22 protein-coding genes are annotated in these 25,971 nt (G+C 70.5%); 13 read left to right on the top strand and 9 right to left on the bottom strand.

The features are described 5' to 3' along the window. Window positions 1-142: 142 nt before the first annotated feature. The gene (locus IW249_RS30640) at window positions 143-2,581 is read right to left on the bottom strand and encodes a non-reducing end alpha-L-arabinofuranosidase family hydrolase (protein ID WP_196923966.1); all 2,439 of its coding nucleotides are present in this window, start codon (window positions 2,579-2,581) and stop codon (window positions 143-145) included. Between the two features lie 579 nt (window positions 2,582-3,160). On the opposite strand from IW249_RS30640, the gene IW249_RS30635 reads away from it, so the two are divergent. After that, window positions 3,161-3,661, top strand: a complete 501-nt coding sequence (locus IW249_RS30635; RefSeq protein WP_196923965.1) for a hypothetical protein — start codon at window positions 3,161-3,163, stop codon at window positions 3,659-3,661. A gap of 182 nt (window positions 3,662-3,843) precedes the next feature. On the opposite strand, the gene IW249_RS30630 is transcribed toward IW249_RS30635, so the two are convergent. Next, window positions 3,844-4,755, bottom strand: coding sequence for a GNAT family N-acetyltransferase (locus IW249_RS30630; protein ID WP_196923964.1), 912 nt, complete (start codon window positions 4,753-4,755; stop codon window positions 3,844-3,846). 481 nt (window positions 4,756-5,236) lie between these two features. Here IW249_RS30630 and IW249_RS30625 point away from each other — a divergent pair, with 481 nt between their 5' ends. From IW249_RS30625 to IW249_RS30605, 5 genes are all read left to right on the top strand, one after another. Continuing rightward, entirely contained in the window at window positions 5,237-6,127 is an 891-nt protein-coding gene (locus IW249_RS30625; RefSeq protein WP_196923963.1) for a hypothetical protein, read from the top strand. Beyond that, on the top strand, window positions 6,120-6,620 hold the full coding sequence (locus IW249_RS30620) for a SigE family RNA polymerase sigma factor (protein WP_196923962.1): 501 nt from the start codon (window positions 6,120-6,122) through the stop codon (window positions 6,618-6,620). The genes IW249_RS30625 and IW249_RS30620 overlap by 8 nt, the downstream gene beginning before the upstream one ends. Before the next feature lie 230 nt (window positions 6,621-6,850). Then, window positions 6,851-7,465, top strand: coding sequence for a hypothetical protein (locus IW249_RS30615; RefSeq protein ID WP_196923961.1), 615 nt, complete (start codon window positions 6,851-6,853; stop codon window positions 7,463-7,465). Further along, window positions 7,458-8,381: a serine hydrolase gene (locus IW249_RS30610; protein ID WP_196923960.1), complete on the top strand. Its 924-nt coding sequence runs from the start codon at window positions 7,458-7,460 to the stop codon at window positions 8,379-8,381. The genes IW249_RS30615 and IW249_RS30610 overlap by 8 nt, the downstream gene beginning before the upstream one ends. Window positions 8,382-8,542: 161 nt before the next feature. After that, entirely contained in the window at window positions 8,543-8,902 is a 360-nt protein-coding gene (locus tag IW249_RS30605; protein WP_307788760.1) for a VOC family protein, read from the top strand. A 170-nt stretch (window positions 8,903-9,072) separates the two neighbouring features. Here IW249_RS30605 and IW249_RS30600 read toward each other — a convergent pair whose 3' ends face one another. From IW249_RS30600 to IW249_RS30590, 3 genes are all read right to left on the bottom strand, one after another. Beyond that, the gene (locus IW249_RS30600; RefSeq protein ID WP_091405127.1) at window positions 9,073-9,678 is read right to left on the bottom strand and encodes a lytic polysaccharide monooxygenase auxiliary activity family 9 protein; all 606 of its coding nucleotides are present in this window, start codon (window positions 9,676-9,678) and stop codon (window positions 9,073-9,075) included. 266 nt (window positions 9,679-9,944) lie between these two features. Further along, window positions 9,945-10,523, bottom strand: coding sequence for a hypothetical protein (locus IW249_RS30595; RefSeq protein WP_196923957.1), 579 nt, complete (start codon window positions 10,521-10,523; stop codon window positions 9,945-9,947). 361 nt (window positions 10,524-10,884) lie between these two features. Further along, entirely contained in the window at window positions 10,885-11,595 is a 711-nt protein-coding gene (locus IW249_RS30590) for an alpha/beta fold hydrolase (RefSeq protein WP_307788759.1), read from the bottom strand. A 107-nt stretch (window positions 11,596-11,702) separates the two neighbouring features. Between IW249_RS30590 and IW249_RS30585 the strand changes: the two genes are divergently transcribed. The 6 genes from IW249_RS30585 to IW249_RS30560 all read left to right on the top strand — a co-directional run bounded on the left by IW249_RS30585 (window position 11,703) and on the right by IW249_RS30560 (window position 19,439). Then, complete coding sequence (locus IW249_RS30585; RefSeq protein WP_196923955.1) at window positions 11,703-12,230, top strand: PadR family transcriptional regulator; 528 nt, start codon at window positions 11,703-11,705, stop codon at window positions 12,228-12,230. 232 nt (window positions 12,231-12,462) lie between these two features. Beyond that, window positions 12,463-13,008 carry a carboxymuconolactone decarboxylase family protein gene (locus IW249_RS30580; protein ID WP_196923954.1) on the top strand — a complete coding sequence of 182 codons (546 nt, stop codon included), beginning with the start codon at window positions 12,463-12,465 and terminating at the stop codon, window positions 13,006-13,008. 133 nt (window positions 13,009-13,141) lie between these two features. Beyond that, window positions 13,142-15,739, top strand: coding sequence for a class III lanthionine synthetase LanKC (lanKC, locus tag IW249_RS30575; RefSeq protein WP_196923953.1), 2,598 nt, complete (start codon window positions 13,142-13,144; stop codon window positions 15,737-15,739). 5 nt (window positions 15,740-15,744) lie between these two features. After that, entirely contained in the window at window positions 15,745-15,864 is a 120-nt protein-coding gene (locus IW249_RS30570) for a SapB/AmfS family lanthipeptide (RefSeq protein WP_013734295.1), read from the top strand. A 72-nt stretch (window positions 15,865-15,936) separates the two neighbouring features. Next, complete coding sequence (locus tag IW249_RS30565; RefSeq protein WP_196923952.1) at window positions 15,937-17,664, top strand: ABC transporter ATP-binding protein; 1,728 nt, start codon at window positions 15,937-15,939, stop codon at window positions 17,662-17,664. After that, window positions 17,661-19,439, top strand: coding sequence for an ATP-binding cassette domain-containing protein (locus tag IW249_RS30560; RefSeq protein WP_196923951.1), 1,779 nt, complete (start codon window positions 17,661-17,663; stop codon window positions 19,437-19,439). The genes IW249_RS30565 and IW249_RS30560 overlap by 4 nt, the downstream gene beginning before the upstream one ends. A 30-nt stretch (window positions 19,440-19,469) precedes the next feature. Here the strand turns inward: IW249_RS30560 and IW249_RS30555 are convergent, their stop codons facing one another. The 4 genes from IW249_RS30555 to IW249_RS30540 all read right to left on the bottom strand — a co-directional run bounded on the left by IW249_RS30555 (window position 19,470) and on the right by IW249_RS30540 (window position 23,638). Continuing rightward, a complete protein-coding gene (locus IW249_RS30555) occupies window positions 19,470-20,054 on the bottom strand; it encodes a response regulator transcription factor (RefSeq protein WP_196923950.1) in 585 nt (194 codons plus the stop codon). Between the two features lie 283 nt (window positions 20,055-20,337). After that, window positions 20,338-20,946, bottom strand: coding sequence for a response regulator transcription factor (locus tag IW249_RS35095; protein WP_196923949.1), 609 nt, complete (start codon window positions 20,944-20,946; stop codon window positions 20,338-20,340). Window positions 20,947-21,143: 197 nt separating this feature from the next. Continuing rightward, window positions 21,144-22,313, bottom strand: a complete 1,170-nt coding sequence (locus IW249_RS30545; protein ID WP_196923948.1) for a hypothetical protein — start codon at window positions 22,311-22,313, stop codon at window positions 21,144-21,146. A gap of 185 nt (window positions 22,314-22,498) precedes the next feature. After that, the gene (locus IW249_RS30540) at window positions 22,499-23,638 is read right to left on the bottom strand and encodes a substrate-binding domain-containing protein (protein ID WP_196923947.1); all 1,140 of its coding nucleotides are present in this window, start codon (window positions 23,636-23,638) and stop codon (window positions 22,499-22,501) included. 296 nt (window positions 23,639-23,934) lie between these two features. Here IW249_RS30540 and IW249_RS30535 point away from each other — a divergent pair, with 296 nt between their 5' ends. Continuing rightward, entirely contained in the window at window positions 23,935-25,938 is a 2,004-nt protein-coding gene (locus IW249_RS30535; protein ID WP_196923946.1) for a DUF2264 domain-containing protein, read from the top strand. Window positions 25,939-25,971: the final 33 nt, after the last annotated feature.

The following is a 25,971-nucleotide window of genomic DNA, read 5'->3' as shown; positions in this document are numbered from 1 at the left end:
CCTCGGTCGCCATGGGTGTTCCCCGAGGGCGGGGGGTGGTGTCCGTGTCCTCGCACTATCGCTACCTCCTGGTGGTGGATGGGTGCGGGGCGGGTGGGCTCGGTGTGGTGCCGAGCCCACCCGCCCCGGCGATGTCCGGTCGTCAGCGTTGCAGCGTCAGCAGACCCGGCCGGTACGGCAGGAGGCCGTAGTCGCCGCCAGAGCTGGGGGAGCGCCCCTGGTAGAGCAGTTGCAGGTTGCAGGCGTCAACGGTCATCGTCTGATCGGCGTTGGTCCGCAGCAGTTCGCCGTGACTGATGTCGTTGGTCCAGGTGGCACCGCTGTTGGCCTTGCCGGCGAACGGGTTGCTCTCGCTGGTGGCCTGCGGCGTCCACGAACCACCCAGGCTGGTGGCCGTGAACGAGCGGAAGTAGCGGCCCTGCGAGCCGATCGCCTCGACGATCATGAGGTACTTGTTCAGGCCCTGGAGCTTGTAGACCTGAACGGCCTCGAAGAGGTTGTTTGTCGTGTCGGTCATGATGGTCGTGTAGTTGGAGCCGAAGCTGCCCGGGAAGTTCCCGATGGGCATGCTGGCCCGGTAGATCCGGCCGTTGTCTCCGGCGAAGAACAGGTACATGTTCTGGTCGTCACCGATGAGTGCCTGGTCGATCGGGCCGGTGCTGGAGTTGGAGATGCTTCCGGTGAACAGTGTCTGCGGCGACGACCACCCGTTCGGGTTGGTCGGGTCGCTGGAGGTCCGGTACGAGAAGGCCGTGCCGCCCCACTGGTAGGCCAGCACCCAGATGTTGCGCGGTGCGAAGTAGAACAGCGACGGTGCGACCGTCGCGTTGTTCATCGCGTTCTGGCTGGCCGAGCCCATCTGCGAGTAGTTGCTGAAGAGGCCGAAGTTCATCGATCCCCACGTGGTGCCGGTGTCGTGGGTGGTGGCGTAGACGAGCTGCTGACCGTTGTACGGCGCGACGGTGAAGTCCTTCAGCGACACCCATCCCGACCTCGGCTGCGCCAGCGCGCCCGTCGACGACCAGCGGTACGACGAGGGGAGATCACACGTGCCACCGGTCGGCGGCGGCGTCGTCGGTGTCGGCGTCGGGGTTTGGGTGGGCCCGCCGGAAGTGGCGAGTCGGAACTGCTGGTTGGTCTGTCCGTGGCAGTCGTAGAGCTGGATCTGGGCTCCGTTGGTGGTGCTCCAGGCGTCCAGGCAGCGTCCGGACTGGACGTTGCTGATGGTGCCGTTGGAGTTGACGTTCCACTGTTGGTTGGTCTGGCTGTGGCAGCTGTAGATCTGCACCGCCGCACCGTTGCCGGTCCCGGCGGCGTCGAGGCACATGTTCCCGTACACCTGCAGTTGTTTGCCCGAGGTGTAGGTCCATGCCTGGTTGGTCTGCTTGTTGCAGTCGTAGAGCTGGACCCGCGTGCCGTTCGTGGTCGAGGCGTTGGGTACGTCGACGCACCGACCGGACTGTGTGCCCACGATCTCCGAGGCGGAGCCGGGTGGGACGGTGGGGGTGGGCCCCGGCGTGGTGGGCGTGGGAGTGGGCCCGGGGCCGGCGCTGTTCAGCGCCTCAAGGGTGGCCGTGTAGGCGGCCTTCTTGTTGCCGTTGCACTCGAAGAGCAGCGGAGTGCCGCTGGAGCGCCACGAGTCGCAGTCGCGCACCCCCCACACGGTGACCCCGTTGCAGCGAGCCACGGCAAGGCAGTCGTTGACCACACTGCGGTAGGTGTTGGCCTGCGTCGTACCAGATCCCTCGATGTCCAATTCGGTGATCTGCACATCCACCCCGAGAGCGGCGAAGCTGGACAGCGTGGTGCGGTAGTTGCTGTTGTACGGCGAGTTGGCGTTGAAGTGCGACTGGAAGCCGACGCAGTCGATCGGCACCCCACGAGACTTGAAGTCGCGCACCATGTTGTACACGGCCTGCGTCTTGGCCCAGGTCCAGTTGTCGGTGTTGTAGTCGTTGTAGCAGAGCTTCGCGTTCGGGTCGGCCGCGTCGGCGGCGCGGAACGCCGCCTCGATCCAGTCGTTGCCGGTGCGCTGCAGGTTCGAGTTGCGGCGGGCGCCGCTGTTGCCGTCCTCGAACGCCTCGTTCACCACGTCCCACGAGTCGATCTTGCCCCGGTAGTAGGTGGCCACCCTGGTGACGTGGTTCAGCATCGCGTTGCGCAGCGCGGTGCCCTCCATGCTCTGCATCCAGCCCGGCTGCTGCGAGTACCAGGCCAGGGTGTGGCCCCGGACCTTCCAGCCCCGGGAGATGGCGTGGTTCACGATCCGGTCCGCGTTGCTGAAGGTGAAGTTGTTCTGCTGCGGCTCGGTCGCGTCGATCTTCATTTCGTTCTCGGGAGTGACGCTGTTGAACTCGCGGTTCAGGATCGTCGTGTAGGCGCTGTCGTTGAGTTTGTTGGCGGCGACAGCGGCACCGAAGTACCGGCCAGACTGGGCCGCGGCGGCGCCGAGGGTCGTCTCTGCGGCCTGAGCAAGATTGGGCAGCAGCGACACGGCCAGGGCCAGAATTATCGCTGCCGTTCCGGAAAAAGTGAGTGTTCGTAGTCGGGTACGCCCGGTGGGACGGGTCCGGGAAACCATGCTGATCCTCCAGTGGTGGGGTAGGGGATTGCTGTCGCTGTTCCGGTGGGAGGCCCCGATCGGATCGCGGCGGGCACGATGGTGAGTCCGCCCGATCGGGCCGGGACTCACCTCAGGCGTCCGCCCGGATACGAGTCGACTGGGCTGCCTGGCCAGGGGTGAAGCGTGGTGGCGTGTCGGCCCGGTCGCCCGTGGGGGAGTGATCGTGAACGTTGGGCTCTTCCGGTGGTGGACGTGGTCACATGGCAGGTGGTGGGCCTGATGGTCGCGTGAAGCGCCTCCGGTGCTGAGGGGATCTTGTTAACGTTCACACTTGTCGATGGCTCTCAGGCTGGCAGAAAATTCCAGAGTTTTCAACCGGTAGTTTCGGGCCTGTTACGGATCAGAGGGGTAGGGACCTTCCGGCCTCTGGGGGTGGGGCGTCAGCTCACACCTACCGCAAGCGCTGGACGCCGGCGTTACCAGCCAAGACGAGGGCGGTCCGGCCAGAGGTGACACTGCCGCACCTCGCTCGCCTGGGGGAGTGGAAGCAACCCAGGGAGGGAGGCGTCACGGTGCTGGCGCGGCCAGGGTGCTGGTATGCCCGCTATCAGAGGTCCTCGCTGGGCGTACGGCGCCTTCGCTTGGCTGATCTTCTTCGTGGTGTCCCATGTGATCCTGGTGTTCTTTCCAGGCGACGATCCGACCGGTGATGGCCCCTGGGACATGAGGGCCTATGTGATCTTCAACGTCGTGCTCATCTCGATGTCGGCCATCGGAGCAGTCGTCGTTCTCGCCACAGTCTGCCCGCGGGCCCGGCATCTTGCCCGGTGGTTACTTCTGACGCCACTGTTGTCGGGCAGCGTGCTGCTCGTCATCCGGGGTGTCCCAGGGATGGTCGAGAATATTCTGATGGTCACGGGTGTCCGTCGCGGCGGCTTCGTGGGGGTAGCGGACATCTCCACAGGAGAGTTCTGGACCGGCATCGGAATCAACACGTACTTCTTCGCAGGAGCGGTGTTGCTGGTTGGGACAACCGTTTCCTACGGCCACCGATCGGCGGAAAGCGCTTCGAAAGGATCGTCCGACCCGCCTCGGTGAGGCGTACCGGTTGTCCATGGCGGGCGTCGTTTCCCGATCTCACCGCATCCTGTGGACCGCGTCGGCGACCTCCTGTCTCAACACCGCCGCCTCGTCGTCGCGTGAGTTTGTGGCCGGGAATCAGCACTGTACGACGGGCAGGGCTCGACCGATTGGCCGGATCTGCCGTGCCCCGTTCGGTGTCAGCGGACGATGACGAGGTTGGCCATGTCGACGACCGGTCGGTAGCCGAGGGCGGCGTAGATCTTGTTCGACGTCGGGTTGGCCTGGTCGGTGAACAGGCAGACCCGCGCGCCCTCGGCCTGGATTCGTCGGGAAACCTCGGCGACCGCGTTGCTGGCCCAACCACGCCCGCGCTGAGCCGGCGGTGTGTACACCGGGCCCACCCGGGCCACCCCGAACGACGGTGGGTTGGCACCGGTGAGGTGTACCGGATTCCCCGTCTCGTCGACCCACAACCACAGCCGTCCGGCGTGGAGTCGGCGCAGCATCTCCGCCTGGTCGGGCGCTTCGTGCGCACTGGCACCGCGCGGACGGCCCGCCTGTTCGTCGGCGTCGCCCATGAACGCGGCGACCCACTGCGTGACCAGTGCCACGTCGTCCTCGGTCGCGACCACCAGGTTGCCTGGCGCTGGTGGCGGCCACGTCAGCTCGCCGAGCTCGTGCAGCCGTGTGTGCTGGGTGACCTGGACTCGACCCCCGCCGAGCCGGGTCAGCTCGGCGGCGCACACCTCAACGGCAGGCAGGGCCCCGTTGACCGCGAGAACCTCCTCCCCGCGGTTGTGCAGGGCATGGGCCAGCGCAACGGCTGCCTCATCGGGCATGGGCAGCAGGAACGGCGGGTACGGGGCAGACGGCGCGGTGCGCATCCCGGCACCGACGACCGTGCCGGAGTCGTCGCTGACCACCAGCCACCAGCTGTGGTCGGACTGCGGGATTCCCTCGGTCCGCTGCGACAACAGCCGGTGCGCGATGGTGGTCACGACCGTGCTGACGACCGGATCGGCACCCAGGTAGTCACCCGCAGCCGCGAGGAACTCGCCCGGATCGGTGCAGAACCACAGCCGCAGGCCGGCCTTCGGGACAGTGCTCATCCGCGTACGCTAGCCACCGCCTGCGTCGTGGCGACAAGGATATTTCCTGGCTGACGACTGCGAACGCTGAGCCGGAGTTATCTCCCGGCCGCTTGGACGCCACACACGGCAGCCTTCGACGTCCGCCTGGCGCAACGCTCCGTCAGCGGGACGCGGCGGGCTGAGCCCGAACGACGCGATCGCCAACGGCTGATGGCTGATGCCTGGCTCCGGGACGGGACATTCGACGACCTAACCTCCTAGGACGCTCTGCGGGTTGTGCCTTGACCGACTGTGCCGCCCGCGCGGCCAGGGCCAGGACCGGCGGCAAGGAGAACGTGACGCTACGGAAGTGGCCGCACACGTACTGGACCGCCGCGTCCCGCCGACACAGGTGGCTGAGAATTCGCCCCGAAAATTCGGTAACCAAATCGCCGGGCCAACCCGTCAGGTCAGTGATGGATCGCCACTGCGGGCGGTCGGCCGAGGAGGGGTACGGGACATGGGTGACGTGCGTGGGCGTTTCAGGGACGACCTGGCCCGGCACCCCGCCCCACCGTTGGGTGACCTGGTCCAGCAGTCGGTGGTGCAGGGCCGCCGGCTGCGCCGTCAGCGGCGCCTGGCGCAGTTCGGCGTCGGCGGATCGGCGTTGGCGATGCTGCTCGTCATCGGCCTGGCCGCCGGGCCGCTCGGCGTCGGTGCGGATGATGCCGGTCAGGCCGGTGGGCCGAACGTCGGTTCGCCGGGCGGGGTCGTCGACACCGCCACGCCGTCTCCGGCTGGGTCCCCGGACGGCGCCCCGGGCGGGTTGGAGGGGGGCACCGACGAAGAACAGCGCAGAGACTCCTTTCGGCCAGGGCCGCCGGTTTCCTCGACCACGGTGATCGACACCCTGAGGATCGGGGCCGGGCCGGACGGTGAACTGCTGACCACCACACCGCAGGGCGCTCTGGAGTTGCTGACCCGGCTTCTACCCAAGGGGAAGACCAGCGGTTATGCGAGCCTGGAGAGCATCGGCGCGCGCCCCGGCATGCCCTACGTCCAGGTCTACCTGGACCGGGGATATGGGCCGGGGATGGTGCGGCTTGCCATCTACCGGGACGACCGCGGCGGCGACCCTGTCCCGGGAACGGTGGAGCTGACGGAGATGCCCGACAACTGCGTGCAGAACAAGATGGTCACCGTGCACCACCCCGGTGGCCTCCGGGTCGAACTGATGATCTCCACGTGTCTGGTCTGGGACGCCAAGGGGGCGGTGCCGACACCGCCCGTCCTCTCCGTGAAGGAGGCGACCGAGATCGCCGGCAACCCGACCTGGGGGACGGAACTGCCGGCCGAGTACGTCGTCAACGGTGCCAAGAGGTTTTCGACGCTGGCCCGGTCGAATGGCTGACGAAGACTTCGTGGAGTTCGCGCAGGCGGCCGCTGGCCGGCTGCGCGACGCCGCGTTCCTGATGTGCCGCGACTGGCATCTCGCCCAGGACCTCACGCAGACCACGCTGGCCAAGGTGTACGCCAACTGGAGGCGGGTCCGCCGGGCCGACGACCCCCACGCGTACGCCCGCAAGATACTGCTGCGCTGCATGATCGACCAGCAGCGGCGCCGCTCCAGCAGCGAGTTGGCGATGTCGGCGCCGCCGGAGCGGGGCGAGGAACATCCGGCCGAGCTGCGCATGACGTTGCTGGATGCGGTCGCCACTCTGCCGTTGCGGGATCGGGCGATCATCGTCCTGCGCTACTGGGACGACCTGAGCGTGGAGACGACCGCCGAGGTTGTGGGTGTCTCCACCGCGGTTGTCAAGAGCCAGAGCATGCGCTCCCTCAACCGCCTGCGCGAGTTGCTGGGTGAGACCCGTTCCGAGTTGTTCGCCGAGGAACGCCATTGACCGGTCCCGTCTGCGGTCGAGGTGCGACCGATCCCGGTGGTGTCGGGTCGAAGGCCGACAACCGCGGGGCCCGTGCTGCGGCGACGGCGAACGCGCCACCACGCATCGTCGCCTGAAGCGCCACCCGCGGTGGCAAGTATCTGCGTCTGGGGAGGTTTCCGGTGTCCGTATCGAGCGGCAGGACAGGCCGAGGCCGGATTCGCGGCAGCGGCCGAGGCTCGGTCGCTGTCGTGCCGGCGGTCCTGTCGGCGTTGCTGGTGATGGCCGCAGGGTGCCATCGGGAGTCCGGCGCCGGCCCCGATGAGCGACACACCGCGAACGCGGATCGCGGTGAACTGAGCCTGCTACTGGGTGCGGGCGAGCTGGGAGCGGACTGGCATGAGGGCGGCGCTCCTCGCACCGGCCTGCCGCCCTGGCCGTGGGAGCAGGACAGTTGTCCCGACTATCGGAGCAGCGACTACCCGGCCAAGTCGCATCGGCGCAGTGCCGTGGAGCGCTACTACCGGCTGTCCGACGGCTCGTCGCCGGCCCACCACGTCGTGGAGACGTACGAACCTGGTTGGGCCGAGCGGAACGTCGACGACGTCCGTCGGGTCCTCGTGCGGTGCGCGAGCTACTCGGTTCTCGGATCGCAGGTCTCGTTCGACGTCGTCGATCCCCATTATCTGAAAGGCGCCGGCATGCTCATCCGAGGTCGCATCGCGCATGCGGACGTCCCGAGCACCGTCACGTACTTCGTCATGCTGAAACGAGGCGAGACGGTTTCGACGGTCCGCCTGCCCGACCCGGGCAGCCAGGCCGTGGTGGACTCGATCGCGGCGAGGGCGGTGGCCCGCCTTGGCTGAGCGCGAAGGTCGGCGGCTGCCGCGCCGCTGGGTCGTCTCCGCGGTCACCCTGTCTCTGGCCGGTGTCGCGACGGGCGCCTTCGGTGCCACGCGCGCCCGCGACGGCGATCGTGCCGGCCCATCGCACGGTCCTTCCCCCACCAGTCCGATCCCCACCACGCCGGCGATCGACCGGATCGACCAGGCGAGAACGCGTATCAAGGCCTACGTGCAGCGGTACGACGGCCACCTGGCGGTCGCGGCACTGGACCGACAGGGAACGGCCGCGGTGACGGTCGGCGCCAGACGGTTCGAGACCGCCAGCATCGTCAAGGTCAACATCCTCGCGGCCCTTCTGCTGCGCCAGAACCCGCCGGGCAAGGCCCTGAGCGCTGACACCCGACGGTTGGCCGAGGCCATGATCGTGTCGAGTGACAACGACGCGGCGGTAGCCCTGTGGGAGCGGATCGAGGGCTCGCGCGGCCTTGCCGCCGCGAACCGTGAACTCGGTCTGCGGGAGACCAGGCCCAACGTGCACTGGGGAATCACCACGACCACGGCTGCCGACCAGCTCCGTCTGCTGACCGCGCTGACGTCGCCGACGGGACCGCTGACCCCGCAGGACCGTACGTTCATCATGGGCCTGATGAAGAAGGTGACCCCCGAGCAACGATGGGGGGTCAGCGCCGCCCGGGAGTCGGGCAGTCGTTCCTACTACGTCAAGAACGGCTGGGACACCGCCGATGTCGACGGCGGCCGCTGGCTGGTCAACAGCATCGGACGGATCGTCGAGGCCCGTCATGACTGGCTGATCGCCGTGCTCTCCGACCATCACGTGAGCCAGAAAGAGGGCATCCGCGTCGTCGAGAGGGCCGCCACGTACGTGCTCAAGGAGCTGCGCGCCGCCACGGCGGACGACCATCCTCCGCAGGGATAGGCCCCACCCTCCGGGCACACCGACAGTGGGTTGGGTCGACCTGCCCCGACCCACGCCCGGGGCCGGGTGGGGCGTCCGTCGATTCGGCGCCACGATTCGTGAAGCACCTGCCAGAGTGGTTCATGCCCTTGAGTACGTACCACCTCAGAGCCTCGGTCGCCGTGTCCGACATTCAGACGGCCGTGGCCTTCTACGAAGGCGCGCTGGGCCTGCGGGCGTTGCGGTCCGGCCCAAGCGCCACCATCGCCGACGGCAGCCGCGTCTACGGTTCCGGTGGCGGGCCGGCGCTGAACGTGTACCAGTCGGTCACTGCCGGACAGACCTCTGCGACGGTGGCGACGTGGTACGTCGACGACATCGACCAGATGGTCGACGAACTCACCTCGTCCGGCGTCGAGTTCGTTCGTTACGAGCAGTTCGAGCACGACGAGAAGGGGATTACCGCGCGGGCCGGAGGTGGGCGTATCGCTTGGTTCCAGGACCCGGACGGCAACACCTTCGCTCTCGAAGCCGACGCGTGACCCTCCACCCGAGCTGCGGACCTATCGCCGCCACACATTGATGACCTGTGGTGGCGCCGGTGGGCGTACGAAAGTCCGTGCCGCAGTTGGTTGGGCGGACGGAAGACTGATCCGGCTCAGGGCGTCAACGCCCTGAGCCGGATCAGCGTCCTAGTTGTCGGTCCTGCCGATCAGGTGACGTTGATGTCGCTGCACCACATGTAGGTCTGGTCCAGGTGCGACGCCCTCCAGAGCACGAACAGGATGTGGTTCCCGCTGCGTGACGGAAGCGAGACGTTGAACGAGATGTTCTGCGCTGGTGCGTAGCGCCCGGTCGTCGTGATCAGGTCGAGGTTGCCCCACCCGAGTTTCTGGGTGGACGGGTTGAACCCCTGCTTGGTGACGTAGACCTGGAAGTAGTCAGCGCCGTGGCTGGCCTGGTCGTACAGCTGGACCGTGAGGTTGCGGCTGACGGTGGTCGTCTTCCACGCCCCGGGCTGGTTCACGCTGTCGTTCCGGGACAGGGCGTTGCTGCACAGCTGCCCGTCCGGGGTGCGAGCCTGGTACTGGCCGCCGAGGCCGTCCCGCAGCTGGCTCATCCAGTTCCACATGGTGTCGGGGTTGGCCTGGAAGGCCCGCCAACACATGGGGTCCTGCTGCTGCATGGCGGGGTTCATGTGCTGGTTGCCCCAGGTCTTCCAGCACTGGTAGGCGCGACTCATCGGGTTGATGATCGTGCCGTGGGCCTGGGCGGCCCCGGTGAAGGGCAGCATGCCGGCCACGATGGCGAACACCATGACGAACGCTCGCAGGGACCGACGGACTGGTGACCGGGATCGTCCGCCGGATCGATCGGACTTGAGTGAACGCACTGTTCATCCTCCGCTCTTCGGGACTACAGATCAGAATGGGAACGCTCCCAAACCAACTGTTGCATCTATCGACTCAAATATCAATCGTTATCTATCTTTGGTCGGATGTGGATCGAGCTGACCGGGCTGTCCGCAGCCGCCCGGTTCGGATCAGGGCGCGGTGCGACCTCGCTCCCTGCTACCCGGCACGGTCAGAGGCCGGCTGCGGCGTCGTACCGGCGACGCTGGTCGGCCATCTCCGACTCGGTCAGCGCCTCCTTGAGCGCCAGGTCCGCGTACTTGGGCGGGAGCATCTGCCGCACCCGGTCGGTGAACATGACCTCGGCGGTCGCCTCGACCACCTGGATGCCCGGCGGCTCGGTGGACATGTCCATGATCACGGGACCGGCCAGCTTGACCGCCACGTCCCAGGGGCGCTTCTGCTCGGCGACCCCGCAGAGGTGGAAGCCGTAGACCGTCTGCACGTCGGCGAGCGCGGTGACCTCCGACGGCTCGTAGCCGTAGACGCGGACCCCGCAGATCACTGCCGGCTTCTCCGTGGCGGCCGCCTGCTGGACGTTGTGTCCGGCGTGGTTGTGCTGCCCCGGGTCTGCCTGTTCGAGCGTGCTCCGCATCCGGGCGGTGATCTGCGCCTGCAGATCCGCTGGCTCCGCCTCCGGGCCGGCCCGGTTGACCAGTACGACAGTGCCGGCCGACACCGCCAGCAGGATCACCGCCACCCACACGAAGCGGTTCCGGTACCAACCCGCGAAGTTCACTCGGGAAATCATGATTGCTTCTCACCTCGTCGCCGGTTCTGGTGGTGGCAGGCCGAATCGGACGCCCCCGGCGGGTCAGGCGTCGAGTGCGTCAGCCGTTGGGGACACGTGCCGGGGGTTACCTACGGCGGGCGAGGATGATTGCCCGGCAGGGCGCCCGTCGTCGTGGAGATGGCCCGGCGATCCGCCAGGCGAGCGTCCGCCAAAGGCGGCGCGCTGCCGGCGCTGCGTTGCTCCCGTGCTGGCCGTTCCCAGCGCGGTTGCCCCCGCGCTGCGGCGATATGAGCCATTCCAACACGTCTGGATCGGCTTTGGCAACATCGACGAGCATCAGCGTGGAGCCGGCCCGGTCACCCGCTCCTTTGGTTGGGGATCACCGCGCCCGCAATGCCGCCTCTGTGGCCGCGACGAAGCCGTCGGGGTTGTCCAGCATGATGTTGTGGCCAGCCTCTGGTACGGCGACCACCCGCACGCCGGCATCGGTCAGGGCGCGCGCACCTCGCGGCTCGTTGTCGGCCGGATGGAGGTATGTGCGGGGCACGGGCAGGTCGACCAGCAGCTCACGCACGGTGGGGGTGGTGCCGCGGCCGAGGTGTGCCGCGGTGCGGTAGAGCGCCTCCGGGCCGGTAAGCCGCATTGTCGCCGCCCAGGCCGTGCCGACCCGGGTGAGCGTCTCGGACCGGCCGCCGCCGTGGACGAACTGCTCCTCTGTGTAGCGGGCGCCGATGCCTTCGCCCGGAGGCTGCGGGTCGAGGGTGGCGTCGACAAGGACCAGTGCGGAGACAAGGTGCGGGTGGCGGGAGGCCAGGACGACGGCGACGGCGCCGCCCATGCTGTGTGCGATCACCTGCGCGGCGCTGACCCCGGCTGCCGACAGGGCGACAGCGAGGAGATCGGCGTGCTCCTCGAGTGTGTACGAGGCGTCGGTCGGCCGGTCGCTGATGCCGTGTCCGAGCAGGTCCATCAGCAGGCTGCGCTGTCCGCTGAGGACGGGGTTGGTGGCCACCGCCGCGTAGTACGCCGGCGAGGAGGCGCCGAGCCCGTGCAGGTAGATCCGAGTGGGTTCGGTCCCGGGGAGTTCCACCCAGCGGATCGTCGTGCCATCTGGTCGCACCTGGGCGCCGCGCATCACATACCTCCTGACCGGTACCTCGTGTTCGAGGTATCTCCTGGCCGATGTAACCTAGCAGGGTGTTGGAGTTCGCGATAATGGGCTTCCTGGCCGACGCCCCGCTGCACGGTTACGAGCTGCGCAGGCGCGTGGCCGCACTCACCGGCCACGTCCGGCCGATTGCGGACGGGACGCTGTATCCGACGATCAAGCGCATGGAACGTGCGGGCTTGCTGCGCCGCGACGTGCAGGCTGGCCAGATGGCAGCACCACGACACGTGCTGACCCTGAGCCCGGCCGGGCAGGCGGAGTTGCTGCGTCAGCTCCGCGCACCCGACGAGCTGTTCATCACCGACGAGAACCGCTGGTTCACGCTGCTGGCCTTCCTGCGCCACCTTGACGACCCGGCGGCCCAGGGGGCCGTACTGCGTCGGCGGCTGAATTTCCTCACCCAGCCGGCGAGCTTCTTCTGGGACGGCGACCGGCCACTGCGCGCCGACGACTTCCCCGACGACCCCTTTCGTCAGGGACTGTTCCGCATCGCCACCGTCACCAGCCGCACGGAGATTGCCTGGCTGCGGGAAATGCTGACATCCCTCACGCGATGACCACCGGACCGACTTCCGGTAGGCCGACTGTCCGCAGCCCCGCGTCAATGCGCGCATCTGCTGCTGGTCGTGCGCGCCGGCCTGTGGGAACCCAAGGTGCAGTCCGGTGAGTGGCCTGCTTCGCGAACGTCATCGTGGTCGGAACAGCGGTATCCGAACAGATCGGCGGCGGGCGCAACGGGGATCGGGATATGGTCCGTAACACCCGATTTGCCGCTTGTAAGGGGAAAACGTGAGTCGCCTGCCGTACGTGAACCCCGCCGATGCCCCAGCGCCGGTCCGCGACGCGCTGCAGGCCGCGCTTCCCCTGAACTTCTTCCGCGTCATGGCCCACGCCGAGACGGCGTTTCCGCCCTGGATGCGCTGGGGCGGCACGCTACTCAAGGACCTGGCCCTCGACCCGCTGCTCCGCGAAATCGCGATCCTGCGAGTCGCCCAACTGAGCGACGTCACATACGAGTGGGTTCAGCACGAGCCCATCGCCCGATCCGTCGGCGCCACCGACGAGATGATCCACGCCCTCGGGCGCAACGAGATCGAAACCGACTGTTTCACGTCGGACCAGCGGATCGTCCTGCGTTTCACCACCGAAGTCGTCCGCGACGTCTGCCCGCCCGACGACACCACCGCCGCACTGACCGGGTTGCTCTCCCCGCGCGAGGTGGTCGAACTCCTGATGGTGATCGGGCAGTACATGATGATCGCCCGCGTCGCCGCGGTAGCGGACCTGGAAGTCGACAAGCCGATGGGCGCCGCCGTCTACGGTGTGCGGGCCTGACTAATGTCATGAGTACCTGTGCACCTCACATCGAAGGTCGTGACTAAGCGCACTGGGGCGCACCACGTCCCGTCGATGAGACTCGATTCGACGCCGGAACAGCAGCCGGCCGGATTCGAGGGGCGGCGGGACGGTGGACGAACGCTACGACAGCTACTGCGCCGCGGATCCGCTGTTCTACGACTCGCTCGGCAGCGCCGTCGCACAACCCGTCTTCCCGGCCGCCGAACGGCCGATGCCGACCGGCTGGCGCCGCGAGCCGCTCGACGACTGGCTGATCTACGCGCCCGACGGCGGCTCGCTGCCGCAGCAGGGCTGGAAGATCCATGTCTCGGCGGGTCTGGCGAACGCCGAGCGGGTGCTGGACGCGGTCTGGGACTACTGCGTCCCCCGCGGCCTGTCCTTCAAGTTCCTGCGCGGGCCGCGCACGATGCTGCTCCGCAATTCCAAGTACGCCGCCCGGGCCGCCAGCGGCAAGTTCGTCACTGTCTATCCCCGCGACGACGCGGAACTGGAGCTGGCCTGCAAGGAACTCGACGAACTGCTCACCGGCGAACCCGGGCCGTACATCCTCAGTGACCTCCGCTACGGCGCCGGCCCGGTCTACGTGCGCTACGGCGGCTTCGCCGCCCGCTACTGCCACTCTCCCGACGGCCAGGTGGTGCCGGCGATCGAGGACGACTCCGGCACGCTGGTGCCGGACCGCCGGGAGCCGGTCTTCCACGTACCGTCCTGGGTCACAGTGCCCGACTTCCTCGGCCCGCACCTGGCCGCCCGCGGCGGCACCAGCACAGACCAGGTGCCGTACCGGATCGAGCGGGTGATCCACTTCTCGAACGGCGGCGGGCTGTACGTGGGCAGGGACCTGCGCACCGACACCGCTGTGGTGCTGAAGGAGGCCCGACCGCACGCCGGCCTGGACGCCGACGGCACCGACGCCGTCGCCCGGCTGGCCCGCGAGGCGCAGGCCCTGCGGCAACTCGCCGACCTGCCGCAGGTGCCCCGGGTGCACGACGAGTTCGCGCTCGGCGAGCACCGGTTCCTCGCGCTCGAGTTCATCGAGGGGCGACCGCTGAACAAGGTGCTGGTCGACCGGTACCCGCTGATCGACGCCGACGCGACCGACGGCGACCGGGCGGCCTACGCCCGATGGGCCCGCCAGACGTACGAGCAGGTCGAATCCGTCGTGGCGGCGATCCACGAGCGCGGCCTGGTCTACGGGGACCTGCACCTGTTCAACATCATGATCCGACCGGACGACCGTGTGGCCCTGGTCGACTTCGAGGTGGCCGCCCCGATCGCCGGGCACCGCCGTCCCGGGCTGCGCAACCAGGGCTTCGCGGCGCCGAGGGACCGGACCGGGCCGGCGGTCGACCGGTACGCCCTGGCGTGCCTGCGGTTGGCGCTGTTCCTGCCACTGACCCAGCTGGTCCGGCTCGCCCCGGCGAAGGTGACCCACCTCGCCGACATCATCGCCGCGAACTTCCCGGTGCCGAGGTCCTTCCTCGATCCGGCGGTCGAGGAGATCACCGGTGGTCAGCAGGTCACCGCGGGCCCCGCAGGGGAGTTCGGCGCGCACGACTGGCGCACCATGCGCGAGCGGCTGACGACGGCGATCGTGGCCAGCGCCACCCCCGAGCGCGACGACCGGCTCTTTCCCGGAGACATCGAACAGTTCCGCAGCGGCGGTCTCAACCTCGCCCACGGGGCGGCGGGAGTGCTGTACGCGCTCGACAAGAGCGGTGCCGGTCGGTGGCCCGAGCACGAAGACTGGCTGGTGCGGCGGGCGACAGCGCCTCCGTCCGGCACCCGCTGCGGCTTCTACGACGGGCTGCACGGCGTCGCGTACGCCCTCGAGCACCTCGGACGCCGGCAGGACGCGCTGGACGTTCTCGACATCTGCCTGCGGGAACCCCTGGACGGGCTCGACCACAGCCTGGCGAGCGGACTGTCCGGCATCGCGCTCAACCTGGCCGAACTGGCCGGGCGGACCGGGGAGGCGTCGCTGTACGACGCCGCGTGGCGGGCGGCCGAGCAGGTGATCGGGCAGCTGGCCGACGACCCGGGCCCGGACATCAGCGGCGGACGTAACCCGTACGCCGGGCTGTTGCGTGGCCGGACCGGGCCGGCGCTGATGCTGGTGCGGCTCTACGAGCTCAGCGGCGACGACGAGCTGTTGGGGCACGCCGCCACGGCGCTGCGTCAGGACCTGCGCCGGTGCGTGCTGCGTCCGGACGGTGCCCTGGAGGTCAACGAGGGCTGGCGCACCATGCCCTACCTGGCGCACGGCAGCGTCGGCATCGGGCTGGTCCTCGACCAGTACCTGCGCCACCGGGACGACGACCGGTTCGCCGAGGCGAGCGCGGGGGTCCGCCGCGCCGCGCGCTCACCGTTCTACGCACAGTCCGGGCTCTTCGCCGGCCGGGCCGGCATCATCACCTACCTCGCCGCCTCGGCCGACGACACCGACCGCCGCGAACTCGACGCGCAGGTGGATCGGCTGGCCTGGCACGCGCTGCCGTACCGGGACGGGACCGCCTTCCCCGGTGAGCAGTTGCTGCGCCTCTCCATGGACTTCGGCACCGGCACCGCCGGCGTGCTGTACGCGCTGGCCAGCGCGCAACACGACCAGCCGCCGGCGCTGCCCTTCCTCGCGCCCCTGCCGGGCGCGAACAGACTCCCTCGCGACAGCGGGGGCGACCTGATCGGCGAACGGATGGAAGGGAGGTGAACGACATGGCACTTCTGGACCTCCAGGGCCTGGAGATGGCTCCGGCCGACCGCACCGGTGGCGGTAGCCGGGCGAGCCTGCTGCTCTGCGGCGACAGCTCGCTCTCCGTCACGACCTGCAACTGATCCACGCACACGTGGGGCCCTGGGTGGGTAGACGTGCCCACCCAGGGCAACCGCGTACCAACGGGAGGACCGATGCCGACGTTCGCCGTGGGGGACAGGCTGCTGCGGCAGACGGTCCTGGCGGGCGGCGGCTGGACCGCCGCACTCGCGGCGGTCGCGCTGCTCGGCGCGGCCGCCGAACTGCTGCTCCCCGCGGTCCTCGGCCGCGCCGTCGACGCCGCCCTCGACCGCGGCTCCGGCTGGTGGGCGGTGACCGCCTGCGCACTGGTCGTCGTCCTCATCTGCGTCGACACCCTCACGGACCTGGCCAGTGGGTTCGGTGCGGCGCGCGCCACCGCCGGTCTGCGCCGGCGCCTGCTGCGTCACCTGTTCGCCGTGGACGTCCGCGCCACCCGCCGGCACCCGGTGGGTGATCTCGTCGGCCGGTTGGTCGGCCAGGCCGCCGACGCGGGGCAGGCCGGCAACGCCGTGGTCCTGTCCATCGTGGCGGTGCTCCCACCGCTCGGCAGCGTCGTCGCGCTCGTCATCATGGAACCGGTCCTCGGGGTCACCCTGCTCGCCGGTCTCGGCCTGCTCGCCGTCCTCATGCGCGCCTTCGTGACCGACGCCTCGGCCGCGACCGCCCGGTACCAACGGGTGCTCGGCACCATCGCCGGCCGGCTGCTGGAGTCGCTGACCGGTGCCCGGACCATCGCCGCCGCCGGCACCACCCCTCGCGAGGAGGACCGGGTGCTGGCGGCCCTACCGGAGCTGGACCGGCACGGCCGACGCACCTGGGGACTGCTGGCCCGGGCGAGTGCGCGCACCTCGGCCGTGGCGCCACTGGTGAACCTGAGCGTCATCGCGGTCGGCGGGTACGCCCTGACCGCAGGCTGGCTCACGCCAGGTGAACTGGTCGCCGCGGTCCGGTACGCGGCCCTGGGCGCCGGGCTCGGTGCAGTGCTCGCCACCCTGAACCACCTGGTCCGCAGCCGCGCGGGAGCACACCGGGTCGCCGAGCTGCTGACGCAGCCCGCCACACCGGCAGGCGATCGGCCCCTCCCGCCCGGCCGCGGCGCCCTGCGACTGCGCGGGGTGTGCGTGCTCGCCGGCGACGGCCGGCCCATCCTGGACGGCATCGACCTGGACGTGCCGGCCGGGGCCACAGTGGCCGTCGTCGGAGCGTCCGGTGCCGGCAAGTCGACACTGGCGGCGGTGGCGGGTCGGCTGTACGACCCCGACGGCGGTGAGGTGCGACTGGACGGTGTGCCGCTGCGGGACCTCGACGACGCGGCGCTGCGCCGGGCCGTCGGTTACGCCTTCGACCGGCCGGTGCTGATCGGCGCGACCGTCCACGACGCGATCGGCTTGGCGCTGCCGGCCGACTCGGCGGCGCCGCCGGCCGATCGGAGCCCGGCCACGCCGGCGGTTCTGCGGGCGGCCCGGATGGCGGCGGTCGCCGACGTGATCGACCGCCTGCCCGGCGGCTACCGCACCCCGCTGGTGGACACACCGCTCTCCGGGGGCGAGACCCAACGCCTCGGCCTCGCCCGCGCGTTCGCCGCCGAACGGCTGCTCATCCTGGACGACGCGACGTCCAGCCTCGACACCGCTACCGAACACCGGATCACCGAGGCGGTGCTCGGGCGCGCCGGGGGGCGTACCCGACTGGTGGTCACCCACCGGACCGCGGCGGCCGCGGCGGCCGACCTCGTCGCCTGGCTGGACGGCGGACGGCTACGTGGCCTGGCGCCGCACCGGCAACTGTGGGCCGACCCGGACTACCGGGCCGTCTTCCAGCCGGCCGGCGGTGGGTCGTGAGCCGTCCCGGCGTACGCCAGGTGACCTGGCGGGCGCTGCGCGCCCGTCGGCGGGAGCTCGCCCGGCTCGGCGGCTGGTCGCTCGTCGAGTCGCTGCCCGCGCTGCTCGCCGGCTACCTGGTCGCCCGCGCCGTCGACGAGGGATTTCTGGCCGGACGTCTCCTCAACGGCCTGGCCTGGTTGGGGGTCCTCGCCGTGGCCGTGCTGGTCGGCGCGGCGGCCACCGGCCGGACGTACCGGAGCCTCGGCGCCGTGGTCGAGCCGTTCCGCGACGAGGTGGCCGCCCAGGTGGTTCGGGGCGCGCTGCGCGACGCCACCAGGGCGGGTGGCCGCCCGGACAGCGTCGCCGTGACCAGGCTGACCCACCAGATGGAGATCGTCCGCGACACCTTCGCCGGTCTGCTGATGGTGACCCGCGGTTTCCTCTTCTCCGCTGGCGCGGCAGTGCTCGGCCTGCTCGCCCTGGCACCGGTGGCGGCGGCGCTGGCGGTCGCGCCGCTGGTCGCCGGTCTGGTCGTGTTCCTCGCCGCGCTGCCGGCGATGGTGACGCACCAGCGCGCGTACGTCCGGGCCGGTGAGCAGCTCGGCCAGTGCGCGGCGACCGCGCTGGCAGGTCACCGTGACGTGCTGGCCTGCGGCGCCCAGGCACGCGTGACGACGGAGGTGGCGCGCTGGGTGTCGGCGCAGGCCGCCGCCGAACGCATGCTCGCCCGGATGGCGGCGATCCGCAGCCTCAGCCTCGGCATCGGCGGCTGGCTGCCACTGCTGGTGCTGATGGTGGCCGCCCCGTGGCTGGTCGAGCGGGGTCTCACCGCCGGCGCGGTGCTGGGAGCGCTGATCTACGTCTCCACCGGGTTGCAACCCGCCCTGCACACCCTGGTGCAGGGCCTCGGCGCTGGCGGGCTGCGCTACGCGGTCACCCTGGAGAACATCCTGCGCACCTGTCCGGTCTCGGACGACCCCCGCCCGTCGACCCCCGCCGCCCGGACGCCCCGCCGCCGACCGCCCACCGGTCCCACCGCCCGCCCGCCAGCCGTCGAGGTGCGGGGACTGACCTTCGGCTATGGTCCGCACGCCCGGCCCGTCCTGCAGAACTTCTCACTGACACTGGCCGACCGGGACCATCTCGCCGTGGTGGGCCCCAGCGGTGCGGGCAAGTCCACACTGGCCGCCCTGATAGCCGGTCTGGTGCCGCCGCAGGCAGGCACTGTCCACCTGGCCGGCACGACTGTCGCCGAGATCGAGCCGGCCGCCCTGGCCCGGATGCGGGTGCTGGTTCCCCAGGAGGCGTACGTCTTCACCGGCAGTCTCGCCGACAACCTCCGCTACCTCCGGCCGGACGCCGACGACCACACGCTGGAAGTCGCCCTCGACGCGCTCGGCGCGCGTCCCCTGGCGACCCGCCTGGGCGGCCTGGGCGCGCCGGTCACGCCGGCCCTGCTCTCCGCCGGCGAGCGGCAGCTCATCGCGGCGGTCCGGGCCTGGTTGGCACCCGCGCCGTTGGTGGTCCTCGACGAGGCGACCTGTCACCTGGACCCGGCGCTGGAAGCGACAGTCGAGGCCGCCTTCGCCCGACGGCCCGGCACCCTCGTGGTGATCGCACACCGGATCAGTTCCGCGCTGCGGGCCGGTCGGGTGCTGGTCCTCGACGGCGACGCGCCAGTGGTGGGCACGCACGAACAGTTGTTGGTCCGCTCGGCCACCTACCGGGTGCTCGTCGGCTGCTGGGACGACTCGGTGGTGCCATCCCCGGCGGCGTCGGCGCGTCAGGGCTGAATCCCGTACATCCGCGCCCGACTGTGCCGGTCAGATCCAGCCCGCCTCGCCTGCCATCCGCACGGCCTCCACCCGGGTACGCGCGCCGACCTTGCGGGTGATCCGACCGAGATGGTTGCGGACGGTGCCTCGGGTGAGCCCGAGCGCCGCCGCCACCTCCGCGACCGGCGCGCCTGCGGCCGTCAGCCTCAACACCTCGGTCTCGCGGCTGGTCAGTGGGCCGTCCGAGTGCAGTGCCGCGACGACGAGATCCGCGTCGAGCACGGGTTCCCGGCGGGCGAGCCGCCGGATCCCGTCGATGACCCGCTGGGGGCCGGCGTCACTGCGCAGGATGCCGACCGCCCTGGTCGGGCACAACATGCCTCGCAGTCGCCGGGCCCGATGCGGGTGGGCCAGCACCAGGACGGGGCACCGGCCGAGGCGGTCGGGATCGACTCCCTCGACGAAGTCGAGGTCGGCTACCACGACGTCGGGGCGCTGGGCGCGGACGGCCGCGGAGACCGCGTCGCCGCGATCCACCTCCGCCACGACACGGATGTCCTCCTCGGCGGCGAGGACGAACGACAGCGCGCCCAGAACCAGGGCGCCGTCCAGGGCGAGCAGGGTACGGATCACGATGAGCCTTCCCGCACTCCGATGGCGATCACACAACGTCAACATTCAAACACGCTCCCGGCGGGGCCGCACGGCGACGGGGGCGGGTCCGGCGGAGTTTCCGGACCCGCCCCGACGGCTAGGGCCTGTTTCATAAGAACTGGCCGGCCTGCGGCGGGCCCGGACGACGACCTGCGGCGTTGCGGTTTCGTCCGGATACGACACCGGTATCCGGACGAAACCGCGCCTTGCCGGATCGCCGCCCGGACTCCGCCTCGGCTCGACCGCCCTTATGAAACAGGCCCTAGAGCCAGCCGTTACGCCTCGCGCGCGACACCGCCTCCAACCGGTTGCGAGCCCCGGTCTTACGCAGAATCACCGACAGGTGATTGCGCACCGTCCCGTGTGCCAGGTAAAGGCGGACCGCGATCTCCTTCAGCGGCAGACCTTCGGCCGCCATCCGCAGTACGTCCATCTCCCGGGGCGTCAACGGCATCTCCGGTGGACTCAGCGCTGCCACGGCCGCGGCCGGGTCGATCGCCCGCTCGCCAGCCGCGAGCGCGCGGATCGCCCGCACCAGCTCGGCCAGCGAGCTGTCCTTCCCGACCAGGCCCCGCGCGCCGGCTGCCAGCGCCGCCTCGACCAGCGCCGGGCTCCACCGTGGGCTCATCGCCAGCACGGCGGCGTGCGGCGCCTCGACGTCGATCCGGGCGACCACCTCCACCGGGTCGGGCAGCTCCGGTGTCAGTGCCAGCACCACCACCTGTGGTCGACACCGCCGGACCACCGTCAACAGTTCGCCGACACCCTCGACGTCGGCGACCACCTCCATGTCCTCCTCACGTGACAGCGCGGCGCAGAGCGCCCCGCGGAGCAAACCCATGTCCTCGGCGATGACAACGTGGATCACCACGTCTTCTCCGATCTCAGGTACGCGTCACGACGGCCACTGATCCCGGAACATCCACGGTTGGTCAGTGCGGTCGTGCGCTACAGACGAGTAGGCGTCGGCCCGCCGCACCGTCGCGGGGGACGGGCGCGGGCACTGATCGACCGACCAGCGGGTGGAACAGGCCACGTGGACCGGCCACCGGGGTCGGTCGACCCGCCTCAGCCAGGGCGGGCGATCGCAGAAGGGGTTTGGCTCTCGACCAGAAACGGCACGAGATCGCAGGGTTGCCCGGCACCGAGGTGCGACTGCCGGTCGAGCGGCCGGACCAGCCCCGGACCGGGCGTCGATCCATTGTCGACACCGGCGGCGTCCTGGTCGGCGGGCGCGACCGGCTCACCAGGAAGCACACCCCGCGCGGCCACCGGTGCCGGGCGTGCGGCGAGGTGCCTCGTCTGGGCCGTGGACCGCGTGGTGCCGACGACGGACATCGGCGGTGGCGCGGCTGGGGTCGACGGCACTGCGACGCGTACGGAGGCCAGCGCCGGACCTGCCGGTGGCGTCGGCACTGTCGGTACGGGAGCCGGCTCGGTCACCGGCACGGCGGTCGGCCCGAGTGCTGGGGGAACGGGCAGTGCGGGTGCCGTCCCCGGAACGATCACCGGGCAGAGAGCGGGTGGTAGAACGGCATCGGCCACGCGGAGGAGCGCCATGACGACGGGCCTGATCGGCACCGTGCTCACGATGTCGACGACGTACGGCAGAGGGGCGGTGACCAGGCCGACCACTGGCGAATCGGCCGGAGCGTGCACCGCCGACGCGTCGGGGACGGCGGTGGCCGGCTGTCGCGGTGGATCGGTGGACGGCCGCGACAGGTCCAACCGCGAACGATGAGCCGCGCGGGCCACGGAGGCCGGTCGGAGCCGTTCGCGCTCCGCCGCGCGGGGTGCGACGGATGCGCCAACCCGGTGCAGCGGCACGGACACGGGCGGAGCGCTCGTCGGCCGTCGAGGCTCCGTCGAGGGTGCCTTCTCGCGGGGAGTGACGACGCCAGCGATGGGCCCTGCCAGCGGGGCACGGGATTTGTCCTGGCGGCTGTCGTCGGCGGTCGCTGCTCTGTGACGGTCCTGGCTGGGGCGGTCGGCGACCGCGAGCCGCGCGACCGACTCGACCAGACCGCCGATCCTCCGATGAGGCTCGTCACCGGAGCCGCTGCGCATCCCGTCGGCGGCGGCCGGCCCCTGAAACAGGGCGGCCACGACGAAACCGGCCCCGACGGCGGCCGCGATCAGCACCAGCCGCCGGGCGAGCCTGCGCAGCCGGCCGGCCGCAGGCGGCGCGGACCGCTCCGGCGCAGACGCCGACGGGGTTCCGTTGACGGGACTTCGCACGCGGGCACGACCCCTTCCCTCTGGGTTGCTGACCCATGGTAGCGATGCGCTCACGTATCCGCATCCGGTGGAGGTGCGCGTGCTCGTCGGCAGGATGCGGCAGCACCACGTCTGATGTGGAGGCCGGTTGCCCGCTGCCCGGCTGGTCCCTGACCGGCGGCCGTCCCGGTCCGGGAGGAGACCGCCTACGCGGGTGGCGGCGCGGTCGACCCCCGGATCCGCAGCGACGGGCTGATGACGATCCGGTGGGTGGGGCGGTCGGGGTCGGCGAGCCGGTCGGCGACGAGACGCACGGCGGCTCGTCCGATCGAGCGTCGCGGCGGTCGGACCGCGGTCAGCGGCGGGCTGAAGAGCCCGGCGACCTCGTCGTCGTACGCCACGATGGAGAGGTCGCCGGGAACGGACAGGTGTCGCTCCTCGCAGTGCTGCACCAGCGCGATCGCCTCGGCGTCGGCGTGCACCAGCAGCGCCGTCGTCCCGGTCGCCTGGCACTGGTCGAGGATGCCGTTGAGCACGGTGTCCCGCTCGGGTGACCGGGCGTCGGGTACCACAGCCACCACCGTCGCGTCCGAGTCGAGGCCGCACTCGGTCGTGGCGTCGAGCCAGCCGCGCCGCACGTGCTGGCTGGTGGGGCTGTTGGCGTCGAGCACCAGGCCGACCTTGCGGTGTCCGAGCGACGTGAGGTGGCGCACCGCCATGGCCGCACCGAGCGCGTGGTCGGTGACCACCGACTCCATGACGGCGTGGTGGCTGCCTACCGTGGCGGTGCGTTCCAGCAGGACGACCGGGACGCCGACCTGGTCGAGCCACTCGATGGTGCGCTCGGCGGTCGGTGCCGCCATGCTCGGCGCGATGATCAGCGCGTCGACGCCCATCCGCTCCACCAGCCGGGCCAGTTGCGGCTGGTCGTCCTCACTGTCGTAGGAGGAGCCGCGCAGAACCACACGCATGTCGAGCTCGCGGGCGGCCGATTCGACGCCGCGAGCCACGTCCGGCCAGTAGTAGTCCAAGGAGGGCACGAGCATGCCGAGGGCGCGCCCGACCAGTGGGTCCTGACCTGCGGCGGGTGGCTCGTCGGCTGCCGGGACGTCGTCCGGCAGGATCAGGGCGACCCCACCGTGGACCCGACGAACCAACCCGTCGGCGGCGAGCTCCGCGATGTCGCGCCGGATGGTGACCGGCGCGGCGCCAAGCACGTTCGACAGGTCAGAGACGCGCATCGAGCCGTCGCGTTGCAGGGCCGCCAGCAGTTGCTGGCGGCGGGCGACCTGAAGCGGCCCTCGGGAGGCCTCCGCCGTGGCGACGACGGGGCTGTCCTTGGTCATGGGGGACCTCCGAGGAACGCTTCGTGCGACGCGAGCATCCGTGCCGGCAGTTCCGTCCTCCTCGGACGGTAGAGCGGCTATGAACGATTGTGATCGTATCAGACCGCTTGACGCTTCAGGGCGGTGTTGTGCGCTTATTTGATCGATAGTGTCCACATCGGTTTGGGAGCGGCATTGACTTGCTCCGTTGTGAGCGTTTTACTTCGGAAACCCTGCGGATGCCTGCGCGTCACATTCATGGGCAACGCCCCGCTCGCCACATTCCATGGAGACGGATCGATGCGACAGGACCACGGATGACGTACGGGACGACCGGCCAGGTGACGCCGGAGACGGGCTCGGATGTCGCCACCGCCGGGACCTGGAACCGGGATGACTGGTTGGCCCTCGCCGACCGGATGCTCGCCGCCGCCCGACCGTTCGCGTCGCCCGGACACGCCCTCGTCACCTTTCCCGGCCCGGAGGGCGGTTATGGGCGGGCCGTCGACGGACTGGAGGGTTTCGCCCGCACCTTTCTGCTGGCTGGTTTCCGCATCGCGGGTGCCCGGGGAGTGGGCGTGGACGAGCTCGTGGACCGGTACACGGCTGGTATCACCGCCGGCACCGACCCGCGCTCTCCAGACCGTTGGGTGCGCTTGGACGAGCACCCCCAGGCCAAGGTGGAGGCCGCCTCCATCGCGCTGGTCCTGGACATGACCCGCCCATGGATCTGGGATCGGCTGCCGTCCGTGGTGCGCGGGCGGGTGGTGGACTATCTGCGCCCGGCGGTCGGCGACGACACGTACCCACGGATCAACTGGGTCTGGTTCCGGCTGGTCGTCCAGACGTTCCTGCGTTCGGTGGGTGGGCCGCACTCGCTCGACGAGATGAACGAGGACCTGACCACCCATGACGGCTTCGTCCGCGGGAACGGTTGGATGTCCGACGGGTCGCACCGCGCCTACGACCACTACGTGGGCTGGGCCCTGCACCTCTACCCGACGCTGTGGGCCCGGATGGCCGGCGCCGCGGACCTGGCCGAGCAGCGCCGGGAACGGGACCTGGCCGGCCTCGACCGCTTCCTGAGCGACGCTGTCGCGCTCGTGGGCGCCGACGGATCACCGTTGATCCAGGGGCGAAGCCTGACCTACCGCTTCGCCGCGGCGGCGCCGTTCTGGATCGGCGCCATCGCCGGCGTGCCCTCGGTCAGCCTCGGCCGGTTGCGCGGCGCGGCCACCCGCATCGTGCGTCACTTCGTCGCCAACGGCGCCCCGGACGAACGAGGCCTGCTCACCCTCGGCTGGCACGGGCCGTGGCCGCGACTTGCGCAGTCGTACTCCGGGCCGGGCTCGCCGTACTGGGCCAGCAAGGGCCTGCTCGGCATCGCGCTACCCGTCGACCATCCGGTGTGGACGACTCCCGAGGAGCCGCTGCCGGTGGAGGAGTGGGACGCGGTGCGGGCGATACACGCACCCGGCTGGCTGGTCTCCGGCACCCGTGCCGACGGCATCGTCCGCGTCGTCAACCACGGCACCGACCACGCCGTCGAGGGCGCCACCGTCTCAGATTCCCCGCTCTACGCCCGACTGGGTTACTCCACCGCCACCACCCCGGTCCTCGACGACAGCGGCTGGGCCAGTCCGCTCGACCAGTCCGTCACTCTCGTCGACGACGCGGGCCGGGTCACCCACCGCGCCGGTATGCGCCTGCTGACCGTTCGGGTCGACCCCGACGGTGTGGGCGTGGCCGGGTCACGTGCCCTCGCTTACTGGGTCGACCCGGAACCGGGTCAGCGCGATCACGGCGGCGGTCGCGTGGGCCGGTCCCGACCGGCCGGGCACCTCACCCTGTATTCGCTGGTCCGCGGCCCCTGGGAGCTACGTCTGACCCGCGTCGACGGCCTCGCCGACGGCGTCGAGGCGGCCGCGCTGCGGCTACGGATCGGCGGCTGGGCGATTGCCGGGGATGCGACGGCCACCGCCGGCGGCGGTGTGGCGGTCGTGACGGGGGCCGACCTGACCAGCTGGCTCGAGAGCGTTCACGGCGACGGAACGGCCGGCGTCACCGCCGTTCCGCACGGCGGGCCCCTTGCCGGCGGGCTGGTCGTGCCCTGGCTGGACCACCCCGTCCGGCCGGGGGCATGGGCCGCCACCTTCACCGGGCTGGCCAGGGTGCCGGTGACCACGGCGGGGCAGGCATGCCAGGCCGTGGTCGACGAGGACGGCCGCGGCCTCCATCTGGCGGTCGACTGGCCCGACGGGATCAGCACGTCGACCCGTCTGGACATGGAGCATGCCAGGCCCACCCAGGCGACCTGGTAGCAGTGCGGGCCCGTCCGGGCCCCTTGACCTGAA

The organism is Micromonospora vinacea (assembly GCF_015751785.1).
GTDB lineage: Bacteria > Actinomycetota > Actinomycetes > Mycobacteriales > Micromonosporaceae > Micromonospora > Micromonospora vinacea.
The sequence above is the reverse complement of the archived record's forward strand: the minus strand, read 5'-3'. Positions and strand labels throughout refer to the sequence as shown.